Raw genomic sequence first — 20,314 nt, forward strand, 5'->3', positions numbered from 1 at the left:
AGTTGACCCAGACCAGCGGCACCCGCTCCGGCCCGGGGAACCTCACGGTCAGCTCAAGGCCGCCACCGGGGTTGGGCCGGGCGGCGAGAGCGGCGTGGTGGGCCTGGGCGATCGAGGCCACGATGGACAGGCCGAGACCGGCGCCGTCGGCGCTCCGGGTCCGGGAGTGCAGCCTGCGGAACGGCTGGAACAGCTCGGCGATCCGTTCGGCGGGCACGTCCGGGCCGGTGTTGCGGACGGTCAGCACACCCGCCTCGGTGAGGCCGACGTGCACGGTCCCGCCGGGACGGTTGTAGCGGACCGCGTTCTGCAGCAGGTTGGTCAGGAGCCTGCCGAGCAGCACCGGGTCGCCCGCGACGACGACCGGCCGGGTGTCTGAGGTGATGACGACACCCATGACGACACCGTCGGCGGCCGTCTCCTCGACCGTCTGGCGGATCAGCGCGCCGAGGGCCACCGGCTCCATACTGTCTGGGCCGTGTTCCGCCTGGGCGAGCAGGAGCAGCGAGTCGATCAGCCGCTCGGTCCGCCGGTTGGCGGTCAGCAGTTTCTCCCGTACCGGGATCAGCCGGCCCGGCAGCGGGTCGTCCAGCCCGATCTGGATCGCGGCCCGCTGGACGGCCAGCGGGGTCCGCAGTTCGTGGGCGGCGTTGGCGATGAAACGGCGCTGGCTGTCCACCGACCGTTCCAGCCGTTCCAGCATCGCGTCGAAGGTGTCGGCGAGGTCGGTGAGCTCGTCGCGGGGACCGGCCAGCGCGATCCGCTCGTGCAGGTTGGACAGGGAGAGACGGTGCGCGGTGGCGGTGATGTACCGCAGCGGGCTCAGCATCCGCCCGGCCAGCCACCAGCCCGCGACCACCGAGACGACGGTGAGCACGGCGATCACGATCGCGCTGACGGTCCACTGGTACCGCAGCACCGCACCGGACAGAGCGTTCATGGTGTCGACGACCTCGGGCCGCACCAGGCACCCGGGGCACCCGGGCGCCGAGGGCGCCCCGGGCGCCCTCGGCGCGGGGAATTCACCGAAGGGCGGAAAGTCCTCCACGATGGAGCTGACCCGGCTCTCCAGTGCGCTCGTGAGCAGCAGGTTCACCACGATGAGCAGGATCGTCGAGGTGACCAGGAACAGGCCGGTGTACAGCAGGGTGAGGCGCGCTCGTACCGTGCCGAAAGGCTTCCAGGCCGCGTGCCGGGTCATGGCGGAGTTCCCAGATCGTACGCCGGGTCACGGCGGACATCCGGCGCCGCGCGTTCCCAGACCGTACGCCGGGTCACAGCAGGTACCCGGCGCCCGGCACGGTCCTGATGCACGGCGGGTCGCCGAGCTTGGCGCGCAACCGGCTGATGATGACGCGCACCACGGTGGTGAACGGGTCGATGTGCTCGTCCCAGGCCGATTCCAGCAGCGTCTCGGCGCTCACCACGCTCCCGTTCGCCCGCATCAGCACTTCGAGCACCGCGTACTCCTTCAGCGACAGCCTCAGGAAGCGGCCGTCGCGGGAGACCTGCATCCGCTGGGGGTCCAGCACGATCCCGTGCCGTTCCAGCACCGGCGGCAGCGGCGCCTGGCTGCGCCGTCCCAGGGCCCGCACCCGCGCCACCAGTTCGGTGTAGTCGAAGGGTTTGGGCAGGTAGTCGTCGGCCCCCAACCCCAGCCCCGCGACCCGTTCGGGCACCGACGCGGCCGCGGTCAGCATCAGGATGCGGGTACGTGCCCCGGCCCGCACCAGGTCCCGGCAGATCACGTCGCCGGGTATCCCGGGCAGGTCCCGGTCCAGCACCAGCACGTCGTAGTCGTTGACGGCCAGCCGTTCCACCGCGGCCTCGCCGTCGTAGACCACGTCCACCGCCATCGCATGCCGCTGCAACCCCATGGCCACCAGGTCGGCCAGATCCCGCTCGTCCTCCACCACCAGTATCCGCATGATCGAAGTCGTATCCGACCACCGGTAACAACGGCGTTAACGTCCGGGCCACACCTCTGTCGTCACCGCTCCGGCCGTACCCGCCGATGATCGTACGGGCTCATGCCCCGGTCCGTACCGTGTGGTGGTACGTCGAGTTCTCCTCGTCGAGCCGGTCGAGACCCGGGCCTCGGTGATCTGCCCGCCGGTGGGTCAGAGCTGGGTTCACCCACGTTTCTGAAGAGTGTAGAGGCGGATCTCGATGCCGTCGGGGTCGGTCACCCCGCTGATCAGCCATCCGATGCTGGCCTCGGCGATTCCGGAGTGGGCGGCGCCGACGGCGTCGAGGTGATTCGACCACTTCACCAGCGCGTCATAGGTCGGCACGCCGAGCGCGACGGGGTCGAACCCGCGCAGTTCCCCGGCCAGCCGGGGCTCCTCGCGCAGCGCCAGCATGAGGGTGCCGTCCCGGTCGCGCAGCGCCACACCGCGCAGCACGCCCGCTTCGACGAACTCGATCGCCACGTCAAGGCCGAGCACCCGCCCGTACCACTCGATGCTCTTGCGCACGTCCGAGACCGGCAGTTTGACGTGGTGGAATCCACCCAGAGCCGTCATCGCTCACCCCTTCCCGGCCGGCGGGGGCGCCGACGCGGATATGAAGTTATTAAAGTCACACTTTAAAATGTGACTATAGTTCGGTGTCAGAGGTCAACGGCCGGAACCGAAGGTCCGCACAGACCAGACTCCGCGTCGTCGAAGCCGCACACGGGCTGTTCGTCACCCACGGCCACACCGGGACGACCTTCCAGGAGATCGCGGACGCCGCCGGGGTGTCGGCCCCGACGGGTGGCGGGTGGCGGGTGGCGGGGGCGACGCGGCCACCTCACGAGGCACCTTTCCGCATGGAAACGGGAAAGGGCTCCCCGGCCCGCATATCCAAGATCTTTCGAAGATTAGATCTTCGTAGCCACCGACAATTCATCATCAACGTTTTCCACATTTCTGCGCATATCCGCTTTTTTCGGCATAATTCAGCATTTGTCTGCCTGGGGAGTGTGGCGGGAACGGGCTCGGGAATTATTCGGGGGTAACTGGCAACGCGAGATCCCTGGATGGCGACACACGCTGGATCTTGGGGGTGCACGGTGTTCGGATTGCGCGAGTTGGGCTCAGGCCTGGGTTACCGGGCCGAGCTCGCAGAGATGATCGACCAGCATGCCGACCGGATCGACTGGCTGGAAGTGATCACTGAGCACTTCCTGTTCGCCCCGGCCGACAGGCGGGAACGGTTGCGCGCGCTGGCCACCCGATTCCCGATCGTGCCGCACGGGGTGGAGATGTCCATCGGGTCGGACCGCGAGGTCGACGGGGACTACCTTGAGGCGCTGGCGGCTCTGGTCGCCGAGGTCGACGCGCCGTGGTTCAGCGACCATCTCTGTTTCACCCGGACCGATCAGGTGGCGCTCGGGGTGCTCGTACCGCTGCCCCGTACCCGGGAGACGGCACGCCGGCTGGGACGCCGGGCGCAGAAGGTGCAGGACACGGTGGGGGCGCCGTTCCTGCTGGAGAACATCACCTACTACGTGGATCTGGCCGGCCCGCTCAGCGAGGCGCAGTTCATCGCCGAGGTGATGGAGAACTGCGAGTGTCATCTGTTACTGGACCTGACCAATCTCGACATCAACGCCCGCAATCACGATTTCGATCCGCTGGAGTTCCTCGGCACCATCCCGGTGGAGCGGGTGGCTCAGGTGCACCTGGCGGGCGGTGAGGACTCAGGCGACGGCGAGCCGTCCCTCGACACCCATGGTGAACCGGTACCGCCCCAGGTGTGGGAGCTGCTGGCCGAACTGGTGAGCCGCACCACCGTTCAGGCCACCCTGGTGGAACGGGACCGGAACTTCCCCGATGATCCGTACGAGCTGCTGGCGGAGATCGACCGGGCCCGGACCCTCCTGGCAGGGAGTGTCTGATGGGCCTGCTGGAGGCCCTGGCCGCGGTGCTGACCCACGAGGCCGAGCTGGCGACGTTGCGTGAGCACCCTGCCCGGCTGCGGCACCGTTATGGGCTGAGCGACGCCGAGCTGGCCATGCTGGCAGGCGCCTCCCCCGCGGGATTCCGGGTCACCGGCGAGAGCGTCCGCAGCAAGCTGGTACAGAAGGTGACGGCCTGCCTGCCCGCCACCGCCGCCGAGCTGAAGGCCCACCATCCGGAGCTGCTGGACGGGTTCGCCGCCGCCACCGTTCGCCGGCCGCGACCGGGCGAGGGGGTTGTGGATTCCGGGGAGGCCGGGCAACTGGTGACGTGGATCGACGGCCGGGTGCCGGCGCCACTGGTCGACTTCGCCCGCTATGAACTGCTGTGCGGGCAACTCGCCGGTGACCGGCGGGCCGCCCAGGCAGCCGGAGAACCGGCCCTCGCGCCGGACGGACCGGTACGTGGGATACCCGGCGTCTCCCCCACCGTCCGGACCGCCTCCTTCGATCACGACGTCACCGCCGAGGTGCCGCCCTCGCGACTGCCCGCCCGGCACACATCGATCCTGCTGCAACGCCGGTGGGGTGAGCCGGCCGTCCGGGTCTACCGGATCAACGACGCCACCGCCGCCCTGCTGAGCCGCTGCGACGGCACCCGGACCGTCGCGGAGGTGATCGCGGCGGTCGGCGCCGACTCCGACCAGGTCACCGGCATGCTCACCCGGTTCACGGCGGCCGGCGTGCTGAACCTCGCCCCTGACCGTTACTGAGACGGCTCCTGGAGGGCCATCCCCATCAGGCTCCGCGCCGACCTCACCGAGGTCACTCGAACGGTGCGGAAATCGGCCCGGCAACGGGTCGTCGAGCCGTGGCCCGCCCACAGCGGGTCACACTGTGAAAGGAAGCCCATGAGCACAGAGACACCGGTCGATGTCATCACCGACCAAACATTCGTGTTCGAGCCCATCGTCGATCTCACCTCCGACCAGGCACCGGACCACTGTGGTGGGAGCAGCTGCAGCCGATGTGGTCATTAGCCATAACCACGGCAACGGCTAGAAGAGGAGCGGGGCGTCGACAACCCCGCTCCTCTTCCAGTTGCCGTGGCCGGCCGGTTCACGTCCTGGGAGATGGTGTGCGGGTGATCCGGCGCCCGGTTTCCCGGAAGTCGCCGGAACAAACAGAAATCGCGGGGAAATTGGCTTCGCCCATACCTACTTCAAGAATGAGAAAGCGAGCAATCAGATCCCTTGCCGCAAACGGTTCGCCTTATATCGTGCCTGGTGCCCATGGCCGCCAAGTGATCCATGCTCGCGGCCATTCAGAGGAGGAACCCATGTATGGCAAGCGACAGCTGATGGTGCTCGGTCCGGCGCTTTTTGCGGCCCTGACCCTCGGACCGGTCTCGATCTCACACGCCTCGGCCGAGCCGGACCCCGCGCAGCCGGTGGCGAGCACCCTGCAGAGCAGGACGATGGACCCGACCCCACCGGCCAGGGACCCGAGGGGAGGGTACTGGAACGGCTACCGAGACGGCTACCGAGCCGCCGGCCAGGACTGCTCAAGGCCACGGGCTAAATCAGGAGAATTGCCCGGCCTCGCACTAAGAATAAGTGACTACGACAGAGGCTGGCTGGACGGCTACGACGACGGCCACGACAGGTTCTGCCGATAACCACGAACAAAAAACCGCGCGGTCAAACGCGTCTCACCGGTCGGACCGGCCGTGAACGAAGAAGCGGAGCTCCAGCCCAGGGACTTTCAGGGGCTGGAGCTCCGCTGTTCGCGTACTCTGCCGTCGCTCGCGAAGTCCCCCGGCCAAAGGGCCGTTCGCCCCGATGCACGCGAGCACGAAACGGAGACCGGCGCCCCTCACGGCCCGGCCACGCCGGCCGTGATCGCGCGAGGGAGAGGGGCGGACCTCATCGGGGCACGCCTGGTCGCCCCCCGAGGAGCGGTTCCGAGGGACCCGGATCGCCGTCGGCGCACCCGACGTTCCCATGCCCGTTCCTGGGTGCGGTGTCGCGGATCGGCACGCCGCCCGGGTGGATCCGCAGGTTCGGACCGCTCATCCCCGCATCAGGGACACCGTCGATCTTCGCTTCCCCGCCCGGGTCGACGCCCGCCTTTCCGGATCTTCTTCGCGGAACCACAGAAAACGGTCACCATAGATCATTTGCTCACTCAAGTGAACACCTCATTGCATTCAGTTAGATTTCCCTATATATATGCCTGCAGAGGTTGGACCTCTGGACGTCTGGCGAAGGGAACGACGTGGTCATCCGTGAGAACCTCGCGGCCAAGGTGGCGGCCGAGCTGCGTGTCTTCATCGCGGACGACCTTCAGCCGGGTGCGCAGCTCCCCTCGGAGAAGGACCTGGCCGAGCGCTGGGGCGTGAGCCGCACCACCCTGCGTGAGGCGCTCTGGCTGCTGTGGAGTGAGGGCCTGCTGGTCAGGCGGTGGGGTGTGGGCACGTTCGTGGCCGACAGCTCCGAGCCGGTCGTGATCGGCTCCAGCTCGATCATCCCGATCCGGGACGCGATCCGCTCGGCCGGGCACGAGCCGACGGTGTCCCACGGCCGGGTCGAGCGGGTCGGCGCCGACGCCGAGGTCGCCCAGGCCCTCGCGCTGGACGGGGTGGCCACCGTGTGGCGGGTCGACCGGGTCTTCGACGTGGACGAGACCCCGGCGGTCTTCCTGCGCGACTACGTGCCCACCCTGCTCAACGGGCGCGAGCTCGACCTCACCCCGCTGACCGATGTGAACGTCGACCTGCTGACCCTGCTGTCGGGGATGGGACGGACCCGGGTCATCCGGATGGAGGTCCAGATGGAGGCCGCGGGAGCGAGCGGCGAGATCGCCACCCTGTTGAAGGTGGCCCCCGCCACTCCCCTGCTCCGCGCCGTGCAGTCCAGCTACAGCGAGACCGGGCACCCAGTGATCTTCAGCGACATTCACTACCGGACGGACACGGTCCGACTGAGATTCGTCCGCACGGCGCGCACCTGACCGCCCCCGCTTTTCACGATTCACCTTCAAGATCCACGGAGTCCTCATGTCCACGAGGCGTTTTCACCCGTTTTCAGTAGCTATCGGAGCCATCGCGCTGTTCGCGCTTGCGGCCTGCGGCAGTAGCACCACCCCCGCCACCGACGGCGGCACCGGGACGAGCGCGGCGCCGGCGACGGTCCGCATCGCCACGAACAACTTCCTGCTCGGCACCCAGATGTGGGTGGCCCAGGAGAAGGGCTACTTCGCCGAGGAGAAGATCCAGGTGGAGTCGCAGATGTACCAGGAGGGCATCGACGGGGTGAAGGCCGTCGTCGCCGGCCAGGCCGATCTCGCGCCGGCGCTGGACTTCGCCGCGCTGAGCGCCGCCTCCGACAGGCTGCGGATCCTGGGCGCGATCGCCTCTCCGGCACCGGGCTTCCACAAGCTGGCCGTGACGAAGGGGATCTCCGGCGCCAAGGACCTCGTCGGCAAGCGCATCGGCTACGTCGACGGCACCCTGGAGTCGTACGTGACCATGAAGTACCTGGAGCAGCAGGGCATCGCGCAGAGCGACGTCAAGCTCATGTCCATGCCCGGCCTGTTCGAGATCGTCGGCGCGCTGAAGACCGGCCAGCTCGACGCGGCCTGGATCTGGGCGAACGGCGTCGACCAGGCGACCGCCGACCCCAACATCACGATCATGACCGACGACAAGTCGGTGCGCCAGGTGCAGTCGATCTTCCTGGTCGGCGGGACCGACTTCGTGGCCAAGAACCCCGCCGTGGTCGAGGGCGTGCTGCGGGCGTACCAGAAGGCCACCGACCTGGTCACCGCCGACCCGGCCGAGGCCGCGCGGATCGTCGCGGCGGGCACCAAGGGTGACGTCAAGGCACTGGAGACCGGCATCCCCGGCCAGGGCTACGGGCTCGGGCTCAGCAAGGACCAGATGGAGCAGCTGGTCAACCTGCAGAAGTACCTGGTCGACCTCGGCAAGCTCGCCGGCGTCACCGACGTCTCGCAGATCGTGGACCTCACCGCCATGCGGGCCGTGGTGGGAGAAAAGGTCGAGGTCGACAAGTGACCGGCGTTGAACGGAACGAGGCGGTTTCGTTCCGTGACATAGGCATCGACTTCACCGGGGGCCGCGGGGACTGGGTCCTGCGGCATCTGGACCTGACCGTCGACGCCGGTGAGTTCTTCGTGATCGTCGGTCCCAGCGGGTGCGGCAAGTCGACGTTGCTCCGCCTGATCGCGGGCATCGCCGACGCGACGGAGGGCGACGTCCGCACGCCCGAGGGGCCGGTCACCCGGCCGGGGGCGGACCGGGCGATGATCTTCCAGAACGTCGACGTGCCGCTGATGGAGTGGCTCACCGCCAAGCAGAACGTCGAGTTCGGCCTGCGCATGCAGGGCCGTCCCCGCGCGGAGCGCTCGGCCGTCGCCGACGACTACCTGCGCAAGGTCGGGCTGCAGAACGCCGCGGGCAAGTACCCGCACGAGCTGTCCGGCGGTATGAAGCAGCGCGTGCAGATCGCCAGGGTGCTGGCGGTCTCGCCGGGGATCGTGCTGATGGACGAGCCCTTCGCCGCCCTGGACGCCCAGACCAGGAAACTCCTCCAGCACGAGGTGTCGCGCCTGTGGCGGGAGGAGGTGCGGACGGTGATCTACGTGACCCACGACATCCGCGAGGCCGTACTGCTCGGCCAGCGCATCGCGGTGATGTCCGCGCCACCGGTGTCGGGTATCAAGAGCATGTACCAGGTCGACCTGCCCTACCCGCGCGACGAGTTCTCCCCCGGATTCGTCGAGCTCGCCCGCCAGGTCGAGATCGACATCGAGGAGGAGGTGAACAAGCTGTGGGCCGACTCCGCCGTTCCTCGCTCTACTCGGTAGCCGCCGTGGTGGCGTTCGTCATCCTGTGGCAGCTGGCCACGCTCGGCACCGACCCGACGCTGTTCCCGCCGCCCACCACGGTGGCCGACGCCGCGGTCGAGCTGATCTCGAACGGCACGCTCGGCAGCGCGATCCTGATCAGCCTGCAGCGGGTCTTCCTGGGCTGGATCCTCGGATCGGTGATCGCGATTCCGCTCGGCATCCTCGCCGGGACCTCGCGGGTCGCCAGGGCCATCGTCGATCCGTTCATTCACTTCTTCCGGTTCGTCCCGGCACTCGCGCTGGTGTCGGTCTTCATTCTCTGGTTCGGCATCGGGGAGGCGTCGAAGGTCAACCTCGTCGCCTACTCGGCGGCGTTCATCGTGATGGTGAACACCGCCAGCGGCGCGGCCTCGGTGCACCCCGACAAGCTCAACGCGGCGCGCAGCATGGGCGCGGGCAGGGTCACCCTGCTGCGGGCCGTGGTGTTCCCCGCCACCGTCCCGCACATCTTCACCGGTATGCGGCTGGCGCTCGCCAACGCCTTCCTGGTGATCGTGGCGGCCGAGGCCCTCGCGACGCAGAACGGCATCGGCTTCCTCATCTGGAACGCGCGCACCTACTTCAGGACCGACCAGATCTTCGTCGGCATCCTGTGCTTCGGAATCCTCGGCTTCATCGTCGACCGGCTCTGGAAGCGCATCGGGTCGACGTTCCTGCGCCGTTACCTCTTCTCCGCGGGCGGCTACTGATGTCACAACCAGGAGGACCAGTGCGTCCCAATGTCCTCGTCGTCTTCCTCGACGACCACGCCTCGTGGGCGCTGGGCTGTTACGGCAACTCGGAGGTGCAGACCCCGACGCTGGACTACCTGGCCGCCACCGGTGTGCGGATGGAGAACTCCTTCACCCCCACCCCGGTCTGCTCCCCCGGGCGCGCGGCCTTCCTGACCGGGAGGCTCTCCTCGCAGCACGGGGTGCACGACTACCTCAACGTGTGGGACCCGGAGGTGGACCGGCGCAACTGGATCGCCGACGAGCTGACCCTGCCGGAGATCCTGCGTGATCACGGGTACACCACGGGGCTGGCCGGCAAGTGGCACCTGGGCAGGTCGTTCGAGCGCGCCCCCGGTTTCGACTTCTGGTACGAGGTCGCCGACGAGCGCACGCACACCGAGCACCTCGACAGCCCCTGGGAGCACTCGCCCGCCTTCCGCGGCGGCTACAACCGGCACGGCGTCACCGACCGGGCGATCGACTTCCTGCGCGCCCGCGACGAGGAGAAGCCGTTCTTCCTGCACGTCGGCTACGTCGGCACGCACAGCCCGTGGGAGGGCCGCCCCGAGCGGCACGTGTCCCGCTACCGGCAGAGCACCTTCGCCGACGTCCCGGACGAGGCCAGTTACCCCTTCGGGCGGATGGCCTCGGAGTCGCTGATGCCGAGCCGCAGGAACCGGCGGGAGGCGCTGGCCCAGTACTACGCCTCGGCCTCGGAGGTGGACGAACAGGTCGGCCGGCTCGTCGACGAGCTGGAGACCCAGGGCCTGCGCGAGAACACGCTGATCGTCTACACCTCCGACCACGGCCTGAACATGGGTCACCACGGCATCTGGGGCAAGGGAAACGGCACCAAGCCGTACAACATGGTGGAGGAATCCATCCGGGTGCCGCTCATCCTGAACCGGCCGGGCGCGCTGCTCGGCGACCAGTCCAGGTCCGAGATGGTCACCCACTGCGACCTGTTCCGCACCATCCTCGACCACACCGGCGTCGCGCTGCCCGCCGAGACGCTCGCCGAGCGCAACTACCCGGGCCGCAGCTTCGCGCCGCTGCTGGCCGGGGGGCACGTGGCCGAGTGGCCCGAGGAGGTGTACGGCGAGTACGGGAACCTGCGGATGATCCGCACCCGGACCCACAAGCTCACCCTGCGCTACCCCGGCGGCCCCGCCGAGCTGATCGACCTGGTCGCCGATCCGCGCGAGACGGTCAACCTCTACGCGGACCCCCGGCACGCGGATCTCGTCGCCGACCTGACCGGGCGGGTGGAGAGGTACTTCGGCCGGTACGAGGACCCGGTGAACTCCGGGCTCCGGGTCACCGAGCTTCCCCAGCACAACACGGAAGAGGTCTGGCGTTTCCCGGACACCGACAGCACCTGGTGGGAATGATCTCTCTCCCACCGGATGCCGTCGAGGGGTGGCCCCGTCTGCCCGGGGCCACCCCCTTGGCTTCATCGATCGAGACACCGCGGGGAGGAACGCGATGAGCGGACACTGCTGCGCGCCCGGCCGTAGCGGAGACGAGGACGGCCGTGAACCGCGGCCGGTGGCCGTCGCCCCCGCGCCCCGGCGGCCGAGCGGGCTCATCCGGCTGGACGGCGGCGCGTTCCGGATGGGGACCGACGACGCCGAGGGGTTCCCCGCCGACGGGGAGGGGCCGATCAGGACCGTGACGGTGCGGCCCTTCCTGCTGGCGCGCACCGCGGTGACCAACGCGCAGTTCGCGGCGTTCGTGAAGGCGACCGGATACGTCACGGACGCCGAGCGGTTCAACTGGTCCTACGTCTTCCACCTGCTGGTCGCGCCGGACCTCCGGAGGCGGGCGCCCTCCCCGGCCGAGACTCCCTGGTGGCTGGTGATCGAGGGCACCAGCTGGCAGGCGCCCCAGGGGCCCGGCAGCACGGTCAACGGCCGGCAGGACCACCCGGTGGTGCACGTCTCCTGGCGGGACGCGGCGGCCTACTGTGCCTGGGCGGGCGGCAGGCTGCCGACCGAGGCCGAGTGGGAGTACGCCGCTCGGGGTGGCCTGGACCAGGCACGATACCCGTGGGGCGACGAGCTGACCCCGCGCGGGCAGCACCGCTGCAACATCTGGCAGGGCCGCTTCCCCACGCACAACACCGGAGCGGACGGCCATCTCGGCACCGCGCCGGTGAAGTCGTACCGGCCCAACGGCTACGGCCTGCACAACATGGTCGGCAACGCCTGGGAGTGGTGCGCGGACTGGTTCGGCACCGACCATCTCTCCCGGCCGCTTGAGGATCCTCGCGGACCCGAGACCGGAACCTCGCGGGTGATACGGGGCGGCTCCTACCTGTGCCACGACTCCTACTGCAACCGCTACCGGGTCGCCGCCCGGAGCTCCAACACCCCGGACAGCAGCTCGGGCAACACCGGCTTCCGCCTCGCCGCCGACCTCTGATCAGGGACCTCGGGCGCGGCCCCTCCGGCTTCGGACTCGCGGGCGACCTCTGACCGGAGGTCTCAGACCCGGGATCGACCCCTCCGAGCGGAACGGCGACTTGTATCAATGATTTGATACAAGCGAACAGAGCATGCGACTATTTGTATCGCTTTGTTGATACAAGGAGTCGCATGTCCATCGGTATCCCATTCATCGCCCTGATCCTCCTGACTCTCGCGGTCGTGCTCATCTCCGTGCTGGTGTCCATGGCACGGACCGTACGGCTGCCGGTCGATGACGGCCTTCGCGCACTGCGGACCACCGCGCGGCGGGCCCTGCTGGCCAGGGTCATCGGCCTGGTGGCCGGAATCGTCGCCGCCGGACTGATCGCCGACACCGGCGCCCTCGGGCGCGGACCGATGCTCGCCGCCCCGGTCCTGGGACTCTGCCTCATCCTGGGCACCCTCGCCGGAGAGCTCGCCGCCAAGCCTCCCGGCGGCCCGATCCGGGACGCGTCACTGGAGACCCGGAGGATTCGCCACTACCTGCCCAGGTTCTCCACGTCGCTGGCCGCCACACTGTCGGTGATCACTGTCGGGCTGCTGACCGTCACCGTCGCCACGGCGAGCGCCGATGATCTGGGCCGGCCCGGGCGGACCCTGTCCACCTTCAGCCCGGACGGCATGGTTCGCCAGTCGACCAGCCCGTGGCCCGGCTGGTTCTACGCATGGCCGATCCTGGCCGCGCTGGCGGTCGCGCTGGTGCTCTCCGCCCTGGTGCTGCACCGCATCGTCCGGCGTGGCCGCCCAGGCCTCGATCCGGCCACCAGGGCGGTGGACGAAGCACAGCGTGCCCACTCCGCACGGGTCGTCACCGCGGCCTACGGGCTCTGCGTGGCACTGCCGTTGAGCGGCATCGCGTTGATCGCCGCCGGCACCGTCAAGAACAGCGCCTACCTTCCCGACTGGAGTATGACCGCGCCCCCAGCCCTCATCGGGGTCGCGTTCCTGGCCGCAGGTTCGGCGATCTGGTATCTCGCCGAGCTGCTCTCCTCGCCTAAAGTCAAGGTTTCATGATCAAGGTTGATGTCACCAGCCCCTCACCCCCCTACGAGCAGGTCCGCGCGCAGCTCGCCGAACTGATCGGCTGCGGGGTTCTGGAGGCGGGCGCCCGGCTGCCGCCAGTGCGCCAGCTCGCGGCCGACCTCGGACTGGCCGCGGGAACGGTGGCCCGGGCCTACAAGGAGCTCGAACAGTCCGGTCACGTCACCGCGAAGCGCGGCGACGGCACCCGCGTACTTCCCCAGTCCAAGCCCCGGGTGGCGCGGGCCGACCTGATCCGGCGGCACGCCTCCGTCTATCTCGCCGAGGTGATCAGGCTCGGCGGATCAGCCGAAGAGGCACTCACCGCGCTGCGGGAGGCCGCCGGGGATCCCACGATCCCCACCTAGAGGCTCCGGCCGTCCGGGGCCGTCGAGATGGCACAGATGGATGGGCGACGAGATTCCGGACCGCACTCCCGACCGGCGCTGCCGGAGAGCGACCTCGGTGCCCGCGGATGACCGGGAACGCCCGGGGCGGTCACCCGGCGAGAGGCTCCCAAGGGCTTACGGTCCGCTTATGAGCCGAGGTCAGCGGGCTCCACATCGCCCGCCGGCAGACGGAAACCTCGGTAAAGGTTTCCAACCCGATAGCGCAATGTATTGACGCGATAACCACACCAAAGCATAATTCCCCTCATGCATGCACAAACTTCCACAGAAGTGGGCAGTCGTGCTGCCCGCTGAGCGGCATGCGCGCATCGGGGAGGCACTGCGGATCTCCCGGGTCGTCAGCACCGACGACCTCGCGCACGAGCTCGGCGTGTCAGCGGAGACGATCCGCCGTGACTTCGTGGCGCTTGAGCGCCAGGGGAGGCTGTCGCGCGTGCACGGGGGCGCGACCATCACGCTCGGGCAGGCCGCCGGCGAGGAGGCCCCCTTCGCCGAACGCACCGGGACCGCCGCGGACGCCAAGACGCGCATCGGCCGTGCCGCCGCCGGGCTGGTGCACCCCGGCCAGACCGTGGTGATCGACGTGGGAACCACCGCCGTCCAGGTCGCCCGTGCCCTGCCGCTCGACTTCACCGGAACCGTGGCCACGTGTTCCCTGCTGGTCGCGGCGGAACTCTCCGAGCGGCCCGGCATCGAGGTCCTCGTCTGCGGGGGCAGGCTGCGCGGCGGAGACCTCGCGCTCTCGAACTCGGTGGCCCAGGCGTTCTTCGCGGACCTCAACCCGGACGTCGCGTTCCTCGGATCGGGCGGCGTCGACGCTGCGGCCGGCCTGACCGACTACTACCTGGACGAGATCGCGGTCCGGAAGATCATCCTCAGGAACGCGACGCGTTCGTACGTACTCGCCGACTCAAGCAAGTTCGGCCTGGTCGCCCGGCACCGGGTCGCCGAGCTGGGCGAGCTCGGCGGTCTCATCACCGAGGCGGAACCACCCTCCGGCATCCAGGACGCGATCACCCGCGGGGGCGGGGTGATGGTGCTCTCTTGAACGTTCTCCACCGTCGAAGGAGCCGGGCGGCGCGGCAACGCCACCCGGCTCGGACCAGCACGCCGATGCACCATCTGACAGGAAACACAGGAGTTGTAGGTCCATGACCCAGTATTCACCACCCGCGCCGGGCAATCAGGAGAGCGGCGCAAGTGTTGAGGAATTCGGTTACAAGCAGGCGATGAAGCGCGGCACCGGGCGTTTCGCCTCGTTCGCCGTGGCATTCGCCTTCGTCTCGATCGCCACCGGCATTTTCACCACCTACGGCTCGGTGCTGAACACCTCGGGCCCCGCGGGCATCTGGACCTGGCCGATCGTGATCATCGGTCAGCTCGCCGTCGCGTTCATCTTCGGCTCGCTGGCCGCGCGCATCCCGGTGACCGGATACTCCTACCAGTGGATGTCCCGGCTGGCGAACCCCGTGCTCGGCTGGATCATCGGCTGGGTCTCGTTCTCGTTCCTCGCGGTCGTGGTCGTGGCGGTGGACTACACCATCGCCTCCACCGTGATGCCGGTGCTGCTCGGCTACGAGGGCACCGCGCTGAACGCCTGGGTGATCACCGGTGTGGTCATCATGTGCCAGGCGCTGCTGGTCGGGCTCTCCACGAAGTGGACCGAGCGGGTCAACAACTTCGCCGTGACGGCGGAGCTGATCGGCATGATCGCCCTCGTCCTGCTGCTGCTGATCGTGGGTTTCATCGCCAAGGAGGTCAACTTCGCCAACCTGTTCAGCACCGGCGCCATCCCGTCCGAGGGCTACCTCAGCATGGGCACGCTCACCTCGGCCGGTCCGTGGATGCTGGGCTTCCTGCTCGGCGCGTTCACGATCGTCGGTTTCGAGTCGGCGGCCAACCTCGCCGAGGAGACCAAGGACCCGGCCCGGGTCGTCCCCCGCGCCATGTGGCAGGCGGTTCTCGCCTCCGGTGTGCTCGGCTTCCTGTTCCTCGTCGCCGTCACCCTGCTCGCCGGCGACCCGGTCGAGCTGGCCAAGTCGGGAACCCCGGTCGCGGACGTGATCAGCCGGTCGCTCGGCCCCGTGGTGGGTACGGCGCTGCTCGTGCTGGTGGTCATCGCGATCTTCGCCTGCGGCATGGTGATCCTGATGACCGGCGTGCGGCTGGTCTGGGCGATGTCCCGCGACCAGCGCTTCCCCGGCTGGCAGGGCCTGCAAAAGGTCTCCCCGCGCTTCGGCACCCCGCTGAACGCCACCGTCTTCATGTTCGTCATCGGCGAGCTGATCCTGGCGGTCTTCTCCACCCGGACCGACGCCCTCTTCGGCCTGTTCGCCGCCGCCACCCTGCTGCCGGCGATCATCTACACCGGAACCGTCATCATGTACGTGGTCAAGCGGAAGTCGCTGCCGCCGAGCAAGGGGTTCGACCTGGGGCGCTGGGAGATCCCAGTGATCGTCGTCGCGCTGATCTGGCTCGCGTTCGAGCTGCTGCTCTTCCGTGACGCCTCGTTCGTGGAGCCGTGGGTCTACGTGCTCATCATGCTCGCCATCGGCGCCGTGTACTTTGCCTACCTGCTGTTCACCAAGGGCACGAAGGGCCTGGTGATGCCGGACATGCACTCCATCGACGCGGAGCTGACCGCCGATGCCGCGGGGGCGGCCAAGGGCAGGCGCACGGAGGGGACCCACCGGCGGTGACCACGGTACTGGCGATAGACCAGGGAACATCCGGCACCAAGGCGATCGTCGTCGACGCCCGCGGCGAGGTGCTCGGCCTCGCCGAGGTCCCGGTCCGCCCCACCTACCTGCCCGGAGGCGGAGTCGAGCAGAACCCCAGGGAACTGCTCGACTCGGTGCTCAACGCCGGCCGCCAGGCCGTCGCGCGGGCCGGAGTGCGGATCGACGCCGTCACGCTGGCGAACCAGGGTGAGACCGTCCTGGCGTGGGACCCCGTCACCGGCGAGCCCCTCTCGGCCGCCATCGTCTGGCAGGATCGCCGCTCGGAGGGCGTCTGCGCGGAGCTGGAGGAGTTCAAGGACCGGATCGCCGCGACCACCGGGCTGATCCTGGACCCGTACTTCTCCGCCCCGAAGATGGCCTGGCTGCGCCGGAACGTGACGGGTGAAGGGGTGGTCACCACCTCCGACTCCTGGATCATCCACCATCTGACCGGGGAGTTCGTCACGGACGTCGCCACGGCCAGCCGGTCGCTGGTCACCCGGCTCGACGACGCCGAGTGGGACCCGGAACTGCTGGAGCTGTTCGGGCTCGGCACCGAGCGCCTGCCGCGCATCGTCTCCTGTGACGAGGTGGTCGGCCACACCTCCGCGTTCGGCGGGAACGTCCCCGTCGGCGGGCTCGTGGTCGACCAGCAGGCCGCCCTGCTCGCCGAGAACTGCAGACACGCCGGAGAGGCGAAGTGCACCTTCGGCACCGGCGCGTTCCTGCTGGCCAACACCGGCACCTCCGCCGCGCGCTCCACCGCCCACCTGGCCGCCTCGGTCGCCTGGCGGGTCCGGGGGGAGACCTCGTACTGCTTCGACGGCCAGGTCTACACGGCCGCCTCCGCCGTACGGTGGATCCAGGATCTCGGCTTCATCCGTAGCGCCGCGGACCTGGACGTGGTCGCGGCGGCGGACGCCGAGGGGGTGCTGTGCGTGCCGGCACTGGCCGGCCTGGCGGCCCCCTGGTGGCGTCCCGACGCCAAGGCCTCGTTCTCCGGGCTGACCCTCTCCACCGGTTCCGGGCACCTCGTGCTCGCCGTACTGCAGGGGATCGCGGCGCAGGTCGCCGAGCTCGGCGACCTCGTCGCCGCCGACCTCGGGCAGCCGCTGACCCGGCTGCGGGTGGACGGCGGGCTCACCCGGAGCAGGGTCCTCATGCAGGCGGTCGCCGACCTGATGCGGATCCGGATCGACGTCTACCCCTCCCAGCACGCCACCCCGATGGGGGCGGTGGCGCTGGCCCGCGCCTCGCTCGACCCGTCGCTCTCCCTCGCGGACGCGGTCCACCCGTGGGAGCCCAGCACGACCTACGAACCCCGATGGTCCGCTGATCAGGCGGCCGACTTCCGCTCCCGCTGGGCGGAGGCGGTCAACGCCACCCTGGCGCGGGAGGGAACACGATGAACACCACGTTCGACGTGGCGGTGATCGGTGCCGGCATCGTCGGCTCGGCCATCGCCAGGAAGCTGGCCGGCTACGAGCTGAGCGTCGCGCTGCTCGACGCGCGCGACGACGTCGGTGACGGTACGAGCAAGGCGAACACCGCCATCCTGCACACCGGTTTCGACGCCAAGCCCGGCACCCTCGAATCCCGGCTGGTCGGTGAGGGCTACCACCTGCTGTCGGAGTACGCCGAGCTGACCGGCATCCCGGTCGAGCACACCGGGGCGCTGCTGGTGGCCTGGACCGCCGAGGAGCTCGACGCGCTGCCGGGCCTGCGCCGGAAGGCGGAGCAGAACGGGTACGGCAAGACGGAGATCGTCGGCCCCGAGGAGGTGTACCGGCAACTTCCCCACCTCGGGGAAGGCGCCCTGGGCGGCCTGACCGTTCCCGACGAGTCGATCATCTGCACCTGGACCACCAACCTCGCCCTGGCCACGGACGCGGTCGGCCGCGGCGTGACGCTGCTGCTGAACCGGGCGGTCACCTCGGTCGAGGACCTCGGCGACCGCACGGTGCTGCGCGCTTCCGGCGGGGATGTGCACGCCCGCTGGGTGGTCAACGCGGCCGGGCTCGGCGCCGACGTCATCGACCGGCTGTTCGGCCACGACCGTTTCACGGTCACGCCGCGCCGCGGCGAGCTGCTGGTCTACGACAAGCTCGCCCGCCCGATGGTCAACAAGATCATTCTGCCGGTGCCCAGCTCGCGCGGCAAGGGCGTGCTGATCAGCCCCACCGTCTACGGCAACGTGCTGCTCGGTCCCACCGCCGAGGACCTCGTCGACCGCACCGACACCGGGACCTCGGAGCGGGGATTCGAGTTCCTGCTGGGCAAGGGCGAGAAGCTGATGCCCGACCTGCTGCTTGAGGAGGTCACCGCGACCTACGCGGGCCTGCGCGCGGCGAGCGACCACCCCGACTACCTCATCGAGGCCGACGCCGGGCGGCGCTACCTGCTGGCCGGCGGGATCCGCTCGACCGGCCTGACCGCCGGCATCGCCATCGCCGAGCACGTCGCCGACCTCGTCCGCGACGCCGGGCTGGCGCTCGTACCACGGGAGAACCTGCCGGAGCCGCCCCGCATGCCCAACCTCGGGGAGGCGTTCACCCGCCCGTACCAGGACGCCGCCCGGATCGCCGCCGACCCCGCCTACGGCAAGGTGGTCTGCTTCTGCGAGCGGGTGACCGCCGGCGAGATCCGCGACACCTTCCGGTCACCGATCCCACCGGCCGGCCTGGAGGGGCTGCGCCGCCGTACCCGGGCGATGAACGGGCGCTGCCAGGGGTTCTTCTGCGGCGCCGAGATCAAGAAGCTGCTGGAGAGCAGGGGCGAGAGCGCCTGCGAGCAGCGCCACGCACCGCTGGAGGCCGGCCGATGACACCCGGCGACATCACCACCCTCACCCCTGCCGTCGTCATCATCGGCGCCGGCCCCTCCGGGCTGAGCGCCGCCCGCGAACTCGCGCCGAGGATCAACGGTGACGTCCTCGTCCTCGACCGGGAGAGCACGGCCGGAGGCATCCCCCGGCACAGCGACCATCCCGGCTACGGGATCAGGGACATGCGGCGCTTCATGAGCGGTCCCGCCTACGCCAGGAGGCTCGTCCGGCAGGCCGAGGCCGCCGGTGCGAAGATCCTGACGAACGCCACCGTGACGAACTGGGCCGGTGACCGGACGATCGAGGCCACCACCCCGCGGGGCCGCATCCGCGTCGAGGCGCGGGCCGTCATCCTGGCGACCGGTGCCCGGGAGCGCCCACGACCGGCCCGTCTCATCCCCGGAGACCGCGCCCACGGCGTCTACACCACCGGGCACCTGCAGAATCTCGTCCACCTGCAGCACGGGAAGGTCGGCAGGAGGGCCGTCGTCGTCGGCGCCGAGCTGGTCAGCTGGTCGGCCGCGCTGACCCTGCGCGAGGCCGGTTGCCGGACCGTCCTGATGACCACCGAGTATCCCCGGCCGGACTCCTACTCCCTGTTCAGCATCCCCGGCAGGATCCTCTTCCGTACCAGGGTCGCCACCCGCACCCGGGTGACGAAGGTCATCGGCCGGCCGGAACTGCGGGCCGTCGAGATCGAGGACCTCGACACCGGCGCCAGGCGGGTCGTCGAGTGCGACACGCTCGTCCTCACCGGCGACTGGATCCCCGACCACGAGCTGGTACGCGCGGCGGGAATCACCATGGACCCCGGCACGAACGGCCCGCTGGTCGACAACGCGCTACGTACCGACAGGCCGGGCGTGTTCGCCGTGGGCAACCTGCTCCACCCGGTCGACACCGCGGACATCGCGGCGATCGACGGCGCCCATGTCGCGCGCTCCGTCATCGACTGGTTGCGCGGCAGGAGCGCGCCGGCCGAGCAGGTGCGTCTCGTCGCCGACGCGCCCTTCCGCTGGGTGGCGCCGGAGATCTTCCGTCCGGGGGATCCGGCCCCGGCCCGTCGCCGCCTGCTGCTGTGGAGCGACCGCTACATCCCGTTCCCCCGGATCGTCCTCCGGCAGGAGGGAAAGGTCATCGCACGGAAGCGGCTGTGGTGGCCGGCGGCCCCCGGCCGGGTGTTCCGCATCCCGACGAGCGTCCTCAGCGCGGTCAGACCGGATGCCGGTCCGGTGCACATCGGCGTGGAGACCTGACACATCCCCGGCGAGCGCCTCCGCGGCGAACTCGGCGGATGACCGTTCGTCGCGTTCGGGCCACGCTCCCGCCCGGCATGTGCACGGTGCC

General features: G+C 69.5%; 20 protein-coding genes. 17 read left to right on the top strand and 3 right to left on the bottom strand.

The window, feature by feature from the left end; all coding sequences use genetic code 11:
• From ABZ260_RS22840 to ABZ260_RS22850, 3 genes are all read right to left on the bottom strand, one after another.
• On the bottom strand, positions 1 to 1,201 hold a 1,201-nt coding region (locus tag ABZ260_RS22840; RefSeq protein ID WP_355620991.1), incomplete at its 3' end, for a HAMP domain-containing sensor histidine kinase.
• Positions 1,202 to 1,274: 73 nt separating this feature from the next.
• Positions 1,275 to 1,928: a response regulator transcription factor gene (locus ABZ260_RS22845; protein WP_355620994.1), complete on the bottom strand. Its 654-nt coding sequence runs from the start codon at positions 1,926 to 1,928 to the stop codon at positions 1,275 to 1,277.
• Positions 1,929 to 2,132: 204 nt separating this feature from the next.
• Entirely contained in the window at positions 2,133 to 2,525 is a 393-nt protein-coding gene (locus ABZ260_RS22850; RefSeq protein WP_355620997.1) for a VOC family protein, read from the bottom strand.
• 83 nt (positions 2,526 to 2,608) lie between these two features.
• On the opposite strand from ABZ260_RS22850, the gene ABZ260_RS22855 reads away from it, so the two are divergent.
• The 17 genes from ABZ260_RS22855 (at position 2,609) to ABZ260_RS22935 (ending at position 20,223) form a co-directional block, all read left to right on the top strand.
• Positions 2,609 to 3,001, top strand: coding sequence for a TetR/AcrR family transcriptional regulator (locus ABZ260_RS22855; RefSeq protein WP_355621000.1), 393 nt, complete (start codon positions 2,609 to 2,611; stop codon positions 2,999 to 3,001).
• 63 nt (positions 3,002 to 3,064) lie between these two features.
• On the top strand, positions 3,065 to 3,883 hold the full coding sequence (locus ABZ260_RS22860; RefSeq protein WP_355621003.1) for a DUF692 domain-containing protein: 819 nt from the start codon (positions 3,065 to 3,067) through the stop codon (positions 3,881 to 3,883).
• Positions 3,883 to 4,656, top strand: coding sequence for a hypothetical protein (locus ABZ260_RS22865; RefSeq protein WP_355621006.1), 774 nt, complete (start codon positions 3,883 to 3,885; stop codon positions 4,654 to 4,656). The genes ABZ260_RS22860 and ABZ260_RS22865 overlap by 1 nt, the downstream gene beginning before the upstream one ends.
• Positions 4,657 to 5,222: 566 nt before the next feature.
• Complete coding sequence (locus ABZ260_RS22870; protein WP_355621009.1) at positions 5,223 to 5,561, top strand: hypothetical protein; 339 nt, start codon at positions 5,223 to 5,225, stop codon at positions 5,559 to 5,561.
• A 599-nt stretch (positions 5,562 to 6,160) separates the two neighbouring features.
• Entirely contained in the window at positions 6,161 to 6,895 is a 735-nt protein-coding gene (locus tag ABZ260_RS22875) for a GntR family transcriptional regulator (protein WP_355621012.1), read from the top strand.
• Positions 6,896 to 6,941: 46 nt separating this feature from the next.
• Positions 6,942 to 7,958, top strand: coding sequence for an ABC transporter substrate-binding protein (locus ABZ260_RS22880; RefSeq protein ID WP_355621015.1), 1,017 nt, complete (start codon positions 6,942 to 6,944; stop codon positions 7,956 to 7,958).
• Positions 7,955 to 8,770 carry an ABC transporter ATP-binding protein gene (locus ABZ260_RS22885; RefSeq protein ID WP_355621018.1) on the top strand — a complete coding sequence of 272 codons (816 nt, stop codon included), beginning with the start codon at positions 7,955 to 7,957 and terminating at the stop codon, positions 8,768 to 8,770. The genes ABZ260_RS22880 and ABZ260_RS22885 overlap by 4 nt, the downstream gene beginning before the upstream one ends.
• Positions 8,734 to 9,501 carry an ABC transporter permease gene (locus ABZ260_RS22890; RefSeq protein ID WP_350912310.1) on the top strand — a complete coding sequence of 256 codons (768 nt, stop codon included), beginning with the start codon at positions 8,734 to 8,736 and terminating at the stop codon, positions 9,499 to 9,501. Before ABZ260_RS22885 ends, ABZ260_RS22890 begins: the two co-directional genes overlap by 37 nt.
• Positions 9,502 to 9,521: 20 nt before the next feature.
• The gene (locus ABZ260_RS22895; protein WP_350912308.1) at positions 9,522 to 10,916 is read left to right on the top strand and encodes a sulfatase-like hydrolase/transferase; all 1,395 of its coding nucleotides are present in this window, start codon (positions 9,522 to 9,524) and stop codon (positions 10,914 to 10,916) included.
• Between the two features lie 94 nt (positions 10,917 to 11,010).
• Positions 11,011 to 11,949 (top strand): formylglycine-generating enzyme family protein, encoded by a 939-nt coding sequence (locus ABZ260_RS22900; RefSeq protein WP_355621023.1) that lies wholly within the window; start codon positions 11,011 to 11,013, stop codon positions 11,947 to 11,949.
• 173 nt (positions 11,950 to 12,122) lie between these two features.
• Complete coding sequence (locus ABZ260_RS22905) at positions 12,123 to 13,007, top strand: hypothetical protein (protein ID WP_355621026.1); 885 nt, start codon at positions 12,123 to 12,125, stop codon at positions 13,005 to 13,007.
• Entirely contained in the window at positions 13,004 to 13,381 is a 378-nt protein-coding gene (locus ABZ260_RS22910) for a GntR family transcriptional regulator (RefSeq protein ID WP_355621029.1), read from the top strand. Before ABZ260_RS22905 ends, ABZ260_RS22910 begins: the two co-directional genes overlap by 4 nt.
• Positions 13,382 to 13,673: 292 nt before the next feature.
• Positions 13,674 to 14,471, top strand: coding sequence for a DeoR/GlpR family DNA-binding transcription regulator (locus tag ABZ260_RS22915; protein WP_350966217.1), 798 nt, complete (start codon positions 13,674 to 13,676; stop codon positions 14,469 to 14,471).
• Between the two features lie 103 nt (positions 14,472 to 14,574).
• Complete coding sequence (locus tag ABZ260_RS22920; RefSeq protein WP_355621032.1) at positions 14,575 to 16,122, top strand: amino acid permease; 1,548 nt, start codon at positions 14,575 to 14,577, stop codon at positions 16,120 to 16,122.
• The gene (locus tag ABZ260_RS22925; protein WP_355621035.1) at positions 16,119 to 17,552 is read left to right on the top strand and encodes an FGGY family carbohydrate kinase; all 1,434 of its coding nucleotides are present in this window, start codon (positions 16,119 to 16,121) and stop codon (positions 17,550 to 17,552) included. The genes ABZ260_RS22920 and ABZ260_RS22925 overlap by 4 nt, the downstream gene beginning before the upstream one ends.
• Complete coding sequence (locus ABZ260_RS22930) at positions 17,549 to 18,967, top strand: NAD(P)/FAD-dependent oxidoreductase (RefSeq protein WP_355621038.1); 1,419 nt, start codon at positions 17,549 to 17,551, stop codon at positions 18,965 to 18,967. The genes ABZ260_RS22925 and ABZ260_RS22930 overlap by 4 nt, the downstream gene beginning before the upstream one ends.
• On the top strand, positions 18,964 to 20,223 hold the full coding sequence (locus ABZ260_RS22935; protein WP_355621041.1) for an NAD(P)/FAD-dependent oxidoreductase: 1,260 nt from the start codon (positions 18,964 to 18,966) through the stop codon (positions 20,221 to 20,223). The genes ABZ260_RS22930 and ABZ260_RS22935 overlap by 4 nt, the downstream gene beginning before the upstream one ends.
• Positions 20,224 to 20,314 lie beyond the last annotated feature (91 nt).

The sequence above is a fragment of the Streptosporangium sp. NPDC006013 genome (genome assembly GCF_040614275.1).
Classification (GTDB): Bacteria; Actinomycetota; Actinomycetes; order Streptosporangiales; family Streptosporangiaceae; genus Streptosporangium.

What these genes read in the sequence shown, in the direction of transcription:
- ABZ260_RS22930 (WP_355621038.1), top strand. Translation starts at nt 17,549, where the DNA reads ATGAACACCACGTTCGACGTGGCGGTGATCGGTGCCGGCATCGTCGGC.
- ABZ260_RS22870 (WP_355621009.1), top strand. Translation starts at nt 5,223, where the DNA reads ATGTATGGCAAGCGACAGCTGATGGTGCTCGGTCCGGCGCTTTTTGCG.
- ABZ260_RS22865 (WP_355621006.1), top strand. Translation starts at nt 3,883, where the DNA reads ATGGGCCTGCTGGAGGCCCTGGCCGCGGTGCTGACCCACGAGGCCGAG.
- ABZ260_RS22905 (WP_355621026.1), top strand. Translation starts at nt 12,123, where the DNA reads ATGTCCATCGGTATCCCATTCATCGCCCTGATCCTCCTGACTCTCGCG.
- ABZ260_RS22900 (WP_355621023.1), top strand. Translation starts at nt 11,011, where the DNA reads ATGAGCGGACACTGCTGCGCGCCCGGCCGTAGCGGAGACGAGGACGGC.
- ABZ260_RS22915 (WP_350966217.1), top strand. Translation starts at nt 13,674, where the DNA reads ATGCACAAACTTCCACAGAAGTGGGCAGTCGTGCTGCCCGCTGAGCGG.
- ABZ260_RS22935 (WP_355621041.1), top strand. Translation starts at nt 18,964, where the DNA reads ATGACACCCGGCGACATCACCACCCTCACCCCTGCCGTCGTCATCATC.
- ABZ260_RS22845 (WP_355620994.1), bottom strand. Translation starts at nt 1,928, where the DNA reads ATGCGGATACTGGTGGTGGAGGACGAGCGGGATCTGGCCGACCTGGTG.
- ABZ260_RS22880 (WP_355621015.1), top strand. Translation starts at nt 6,942, where the DNA reads ATGTCCACGAGGCGTTTTCACCCGTTTTCAGTAGCTATCGGAGCCATC.
- ABZ260_RS22850 (WP_355620997.1), bottom strand. Translation starts at nt 2,525, where the DNA reads ATGACGGCTCTGGGTGGATTCCACCACGTCAAACTGCCGGTCTCGGAC.
- ABZ260_RS22920 (WP_355621032.1), top strand. Translation starts at nt 14,575, where the DNA reads ATGACCCAGTATTCACCACCCGCGCCGGGCAATCAGGAGAGCGGCGCA.
- ABZ260_RS22910 (WP_355621029.1), top strand. Translation starts at nt 13,004, where the DNA reads ATGATCAAGGTTGATGTCACCAGCCCCTCACCCCCCTACGAGCAGGTC.